The 6235-nt window shown below is 45.3% G+C and carries 6 protein-coding genes; all 6 read left to right on the top strand.

The window, feature by feature from the left end; genetic code table 11:
* Positions 1 to 12: 12 nt before the first annotated feature.
* From V6668_RS21775 to V6668_RS21750, 6 genes are read left to right on the top strand one after another with little or no spacing between them, the layout of a single operon-like run.
* Positions 13 to 864, top strand: coding sequence for a 3-hydroxyacyl-CoA dehydrogenase family protein (locus V6668_RS21775; protein WP_211080858.1), 852 nt, complete (start codon positions 13 to 15; stop codon positions 862 to 864).
* Positions 854 to 1933, top strand: coding sequence for an HAD-IIIC family phosphatase (locus V6668_RS21770; protein WP_422395225.1), 1080 nt, complete (start codon positions 854 to 856; stop codon positions 1931 to 1933). Before V6668_RS21775 ends, V6668_RS21770 begins: the two co-directional genes overlap by 11 nt.
* Positions 1934 to 1948: 15 nt before the next feature.
* Complete coding sequence (locus V6668_RS21765) at positions 1949 to 2212, top strand: acyl carrier protein (protein WP_017687156.1); 264 nt, start codon at positions 1949 to 1951, stop codon at positions 2210 to 2212.
* On the top strand, positions 2209 to 3093 hold the full coding sequence (locus V6668_RS21760; RefSeq protein ID WP_179086485.1) for a hypothetical protein: 885 nt from the start codon (positions 2209 to 2211) through the stop codon (positions 3091 to 3093). Before V6668_RS21765 ends, V6668_RS21760 begins: the two co-directional genes overlap by 4 nt.
* A 25-nt stretch (positions 3094 to 3118) precedes the next feature.
* Entirely contained in the window at positions 3119 to 3859 is a 741-nt protein-coding gene (locus tag V6668_RS21755) for a thioesterase II family protein (protein WP_036615200.1), read from the top strand.
* A gap of 35 nt (positions 3860 to 3894) precedes the next feature.
* Positions 3895 to 6228: an ABC transporter permease gene (locus tag V6668_RS21750; RefSeq protein ID WP_338706638.1), complete on the top strand. Its 2334-nt coding sequence runs from the start codon at positions 3895 to 3897 to the stop codon at positions 6226 to 6228.
* The last annotated feature ends 7 nt before the right edge of the window (positions 6229 to 6235 follow it).

Here is a 6235-nt window from a genome sequence, read left to right as displayed (position 1 = left end):
AGGTGATTAGGTATGCATAATCGACTCATTGCAATCATTGGCGCAGGGGTGATGGGATGCGCCACAGCACTGGATGTCGCGAGGGCTGGTTATCGTGTAATTTTGCAGGATATTTCGGCGTCGGTCATCGAACACGCCCCTGATGTTATACGTCGTGAATATCGTTCAGCTTGCTTTCTGAAGCAAGGGTACGGTCAGGTGCCCCTGGATCAGATCATGGAACGGATCTCGTTCCAGACACAAGATGAAGGGGTGGAAGAGGCAAGTATCATTATTGAAAATGTAACCGAAAACTTGGAGTTGAAAAAGGAAGTTTACGCACGACTATACCACAAGGTTCGTCCGGATGCTTTATTTGCGCTAAATACAAGCTGTATTTCCGTGACAAAGCTCGCTTCATTTTTGCCTGACCCAGGTCGAGTCATTGGGGTGCATCTGATGAATCCAGTTCCCGTTAAATCCATGGTGGAGGTGATTAAAGGACATCATACAACACAGGGTACGGAACATGAGATGGTAGCGTTTTTGGAAACTCTTGATAAAAGTCCAGTTGTCATAGAGGATCTGCCCGGGTTTGTCTCTAATCGCCTCTCGCACTTGTTAATGAATGAAGCGGCGTACATTGTACAGGATGGAATCGCTACACCCGAGCAGGTGGACGCCATTATGAAGAAGGGCTTCAATTATCAGATGGGGCCGCTGGAGACGGCGGATCTGATTGGTCTGGATACGGTCGTGCATTCATTGAAAGTATTGTACGACAGCTATCAGGACCCCAAATTCCGATGCTGTCCGATGTTGCAGAAAATGGTTGATGCAGGACAGTGGGGGCGGAAGACGGGTCAAGGATTCTATGCCTACTAAGATGAAGGGTGGCATGACCATGGAAAAGCTCAAGGATATCAAGTGTATCGTTTGGGATCTGGACCACACCATATGGGATGGGGTTTTGCTTGAATCTGCAGATGTGCAACTGAAGCCGGGCTTAAAGGAGGTGATTGAAAAACTGGACCAGCGAGGTATTTTGCACTCTGTTGCCAGTAAAAATGATGCAGAGCTAGCTTGGGCGAAACTAAACGAACTGGGCATCGCCGAATATTTTCTATATCCCGAAATCCATTGGGATGCGAAGTCCGTCTCTGTTCAGCGGATTCAGCAGAACATTAATATCGGCATGGATGCCATTCTGTTTGTGGATGATCAACCTTTTGAACTGGAAGAAGTGCAAAGTGTACATGCTGACATCCAGGTACTTCATGCGGATCAATATGAAACCATGCTTGATGACCCAAGGCTGATGCCTCGATTCATTACAGCCGACTCTGCGTGCAGAAGGCAGATGTACCAGGCGGATACACTCCGTAAACAGGCTGAGGAACAGTATGAGGGACCTTCAGAACAATTTCTGGCTACGCTTGGCATGAAATTTTCCATCTACGAGGCTACTGAGGATGATCTTCAACGTGCAGAGGAACTTACCGTTCGCACCAATCAACTAAATGCAACGGGAATTACCTACAGTTACGAGGAACTGCACCAACTGATGACCTCGCAGGACCATATGTTATTGGTGTGTGAACTCGAAGACAAATACGGGACGTATGGCAAAATTGGGCTTGCACTTATTCACATGCAGCAGAAAGTATGGCGGCTAAACATGCTTCTGATGTCTTGCAGAGTGATGTCCAGGGGAGCAGGGAGTGTACTGCTAACGTATATCATGCGTGAAGCTCAGAAGCAGGGCAAACAGATGCTTGCAGACTTCAGGGATACCGGAAGGAACCGGATGATGAATATCAGCTATCGCTTTGCCGGTTTCAAGCAGCAATCTGCAGATCAGGAAGGAAGAGTACTGTTTTATCATGATTTGCAGCAGGCTGTAGAGTTTCCAGATTACATTGAGGTTTTAGTGCCCGAGGGGCAACATCAATAACAAGGGGGAAGGGCAGTGGATTATCGTCAGGAAATTCGGGAGTTTATCGGGAACAACCTCACCATGGATCATGAGGACACTCAAATTAATGATAATGACAATTATTTTGAGCAGCGGTTCGTCAATTCGCTCTTTGCGATGCGTTTGGTGGACTTTGTAGAGCGTAGATTCCAGATTGAGATAGCAAATGAAGATCTGGATTTGGCTAATTTCTGCACGATTAACCGTTTGCATGATCTTATTGAGAGAAAGTTGACTGAGAAGGAGGCGGCACTATGATTACAGCTAATCAGGCATCCATTCGTCCAGTCACAAGTCCGGCAACCAGCCCGTCCAACAAATATATGTATTTGTTTTTGGGAATTTCCTTTGGCACATGTTATGGAATCGCAAGTTTGTTCATGTTCTTTGCGGATTTTATTGTACCCATAACAGGTGAGTTAACCTTGATGCATCCACTTGCGATCGTTGCTCTGTATTCACCTTCCATTGCCGGATTAATTACATGTTATGTGATGGGCGGAACGGAAGCGTTAAAAGGAATGTTTATGAAGCTGGTTCCGCGCAGACAGGACCTGTTCTGGATACCGCTCATTATTGGAATTTCCATCATCTTTGCATCAACAATGCACTTTGGTTCCTTGTTATTCGGCATACCGGTCCCTGAACTGACATATAGTGTACCTGAAATGATCTGGTTGGGGATTGTGAATCTGATCAAGGAGACGGGGCTGATTGGTGGGCTGTTTGGCTGGATCGGATTTTTGCTTCCATTCTTGCAAGGGAAGTTAAAAAATAATATAACAAGTGGTCTGATTACCGGCCTGTTGTTCGGATTATGGGTGCTTCCGGGATACTTGATTTCCTCTTTTGGCACCTCAACCACTTACATATACTACGTTGTTCAGCTTATGGCATTTATCGTGTTCCAAAGTTATATCTTCAATGCTACCAAAGGTACACTTCTGTTTTATCTGCTTGCATTCTGGCTTGTAGCCACAGGAAGTCAAATTGATTTGTACTACTTTAATCCGCAAGTTCAAATTATGCAATTCTTCTTTTTTGCAATATCGGCTATTGTCATACATGTCATCTTCAAGCGCAAAAATGTGGATACTTCACTTCAGACATTCCCTGCATATGTTCTGGAAAGAAAGTAAGCCTGGTTATGGTGGTGGATAAGTGATGGAACCGATCTATTTGGAGCAGCTACAAAAGGGGGAGGGAAACAGACAAATGGTCTGTTTTCCTTATCTCGGTGGCAACTCCAACAGTTTTCAGCCCCTAGTGCCGTACCTTCCTGACACGGAAATTTGGGCGTTTACGCCCCCGGGTCATGGTCTGAACACCGAAACACCCCTGGAGCATATGCAGCAACTCGTAGAACTGTATACCAGCAAGCTCCTGGATGTTATACAGCCCGGCAGTCTGTTATTTGGACATAGTCTGGGAGGGATTACAGCCTACTTCGTTGCGCAGCGCTTATGTCAGGAACGTCCAGATGTAGCTAAAACGTTACGGCTTGTGTTATCTGCCTGCAACACGCCTGACGAATGCGGGATGCAGAATTATGATCGGATGTCAGACGAAAATCTGATTGATCATCTGTTTTCCTATGAAGCTCTCCCGCAAGAACTGATACATGAAAAAGAATTATTGAATTATTTTCTGCCCGTCATCCGGGCGGATTTCAGGATGCTGGAATCTGCAGCAACGCTTGAATATGAGCCGCTCTCATTGCCGGTGTTGTATCTGTGGGGAGAACGGGATCGTACCGTTACCCTTCAATCAGCGTTGAGATGGGGCCGATATTTTGGCACATCCATGAAGCTTCAAACCATCAAAGAGGGTGCTCACATGTTCATGATGCATCAACCTTCAACGGTGGCGCATTGTCTGACAAGCTTTATGACTCCAGATAAATAGGAACAACTTGTAGATGAGAGGAGCCATGTTCGTTTATGCTGCTACGAATGCTGAGAAACGATATAACGAGAAAAAAAGGGATTACGGCTGCGTTGTTTATTTTTGTACTGCTGGCCGCCTTGCTGGTATCTTCGGGGTCACGAATGATTATGGAACTGACGAGTTCCATCCAATATCTATTTTCTGAATCCAAAACACCACACTTTGTGCAAATGCATGCCGGAGAAATCGATCAAGCCAAAGTGAACACATGGGCTGAAGAAAATGCCATGGTCCAGCAGCATCAGATTGTGGAAATGGTCAACATTGACGGCTCTAATCTGTTTCTCGGAGCAGAGTCTGAAAAGAACAGTGTTATGGACATTGACTATGTTACACAGAATCAGGGTTTCGACTATTTGTTGAATCTGGACAGTGAGATTATTCAGGTCAACGATGGCGAGATCGCGGTTCCGGTATATTACATGCAGCAAAAAAAATTGAGCGTGGGCGACCAGGTTCGGATCGATAATGGTCAATTTGAGCGTTCTTACACCATCGTTGATTTTGTCCGTGATGCTCAGATGAATCCATCGGTTGTGCACTCCAAACGTTTTATCGTGAGTGCAGGGAATTTGCAGGAACTGAAGCAGAGCATCGGAGAGATGGAGTATCTCATTGAATTCCGGTTGACCGATCCCGGACTGACAAGTGAATTTACCCAGGCTTACCAAAATGCCGGACTTCCCAATGCGGGTCCAGTCGTAACCTATGGGCTGTTCCAGGTACTGAATGCCATGACCGACGGAGTTATTGCAGCCGTTATTATTCTGGTCAGTCTTGTGCTGATTCTGATTGCCATGCTCTGCATCCGATTCACGATGCTTGCGACCATCGAAGAGGATTATCGTGAGATTAGTGTCATGAAAGCGATTGGAATCGCAGAGAAGGATATTAAGAGACTGTATCTGATGAAGTATGTATTTATGGCCGGATTTGCATCCGTGCTTGGTTACATTGCATCACTTGGCGTTAACAGACTATTTGTTTCCAACATCATGTTGTATATGGGAAAAGCACCTGCAACCCTGTTGCATTTCGCGATTCCGTTATTAGCCGCTGGAATAATATTTGCCATGGTTGTTCTGTTCTGTCGAACGGTACTGCGGCGTTTTCGTTCCATCTCCGCGGTGGATGCTCTCCGTACCGGGAGCCTGGGAGATACACAGATCATTCGAAACCGGCTTAGTTTGTCCCGCAATCGCTGGTCTTCCGTACCTGTCTTTCTTGGTCTGAAGGAAGTCATACAGCGAATCAAGATGTTCCGATTATTGTTGTTCGTCTTTGTAGTCAGTTCATTTATCATGATTGTGCCGGTCAACTTCCTGAACACTTTGCAGGCGCCAAGTTTTATTTCTTATATGGGTGTTGGACAAAGTGATATTCGCATTGACTTGAGGCACACAGATGATGTGGAGCAGCGTTATGACAATCTGGTTGCCCAGATCCAAAATGATAAAGACATTAAAACGTATTCCCCATTGGTAACAAGTCAGTTCAAGATTAAAAATGCGGAAGGAAGTTACGACAATCTGAGTGTAGAAACTGGAGATTTCAGTATTTTCCCATTGTCTTATGTTAGCGGTAATGCGCCAACAACCGAGAATGAAATTGCGTTATCTGATGCCAACAGTAGCGAGCTGCGCCTGAAGACTGGTGAGCAACTTACCTTGCTGGTTAATGGCAAGGACCAGATGATGACGGTCAGCGGAATATACCAGGACGTAACGAATGGTGGGAAAACGGCGAAGGCCTTATTACCTTACAACAAGGATAGTGTGTTGTGGTATGTGGTCAGTTTGGATCTGAATAATCGCGGGGACATGGCTACCAAAATTGCTGAATATGAGGCGGCTTTCTCGCCAGCCAAAGTAACCGATCTTCAAGGTTATCTGGATCAGACGTTAGGCGGAACCATCCAACAATTGAAAATGGTGACGATGCTGGCCTTGGTCATCGGTGTCTTCATATCTATTTTAATTACAGCACTGTTCCTTCAGATGTTAGTAGCCAAGGACAACAACGACATTGCTGTACTAAGAAGCCTTGGGTTTGCCTTGTCTAAAATCAAGTTCAAGTATGTCGTGATGTCACTTGTCATATTAATCTTAGGGGTTGTTACTGGAACGATATTGTCCAATACGTTGGGTCCATTGCTAGTTAGTGCCATTATGTCGACGTTTGGTGCTTCCAATATTGTCTTTGTTGTTAACCCGTTACAGGCATATATTTTGTGTCCATTGTTACTTGCAGGCACGATTGTACTAACAGCATGGATTAGCATCCAATCGATCAAGGAAACGAGCATATCCAAAATGATTGTCGAATAGGGAGGAT

Origin of the sequence: Paenibacillus amylolyticus (genome assembly GCF_036894225.1) — a bacterium.
GTDB lineage: Bacteria > Bacillota > Bacilli > Paenibacillales > Paenibacillaceae > Paenibacillus > Paenibacillus amylolyticus.
This window is presented reverse-complemented; position numbering and strand designations above follow the sequence as displayed.

Coding starts and splice junctions, on each gene's coding strand:
- V6668_RS21760 (WP_179086485.1), top strand. CDS start 2,209: ATGATTACAGCTAATCAGGCATCCATTCGTCCAGTCACAAGTCCGGCA.
- V6668_RS21755 (WP_036615200.1), top strand. CDS start 3,119: ATGGAACCGATCTATTTGGAGCAGCTACAAAAGGGGGAGGGAAACAGA.
- V6668_RS21770 (WP_422395225.1), top strand. CDS start 854: ATGCCTACTAAGATGAAGGGTGGCATGACCATGGAAAAGCTCAAGGAT.
- V6668_RS21750 (WP_338706638.1), top strand. CDS start 3,895: ATGCTGCTACGAATGCTGAGAAACGATATAACGAGAAAAAAAGGGATT.
- V6668_RS21775 (WP_211080858.1), top strand. CDS start 13: ATGCATAATCGACTCATTGCAATCATTGGCGCAGGGGTGATGGGATGC.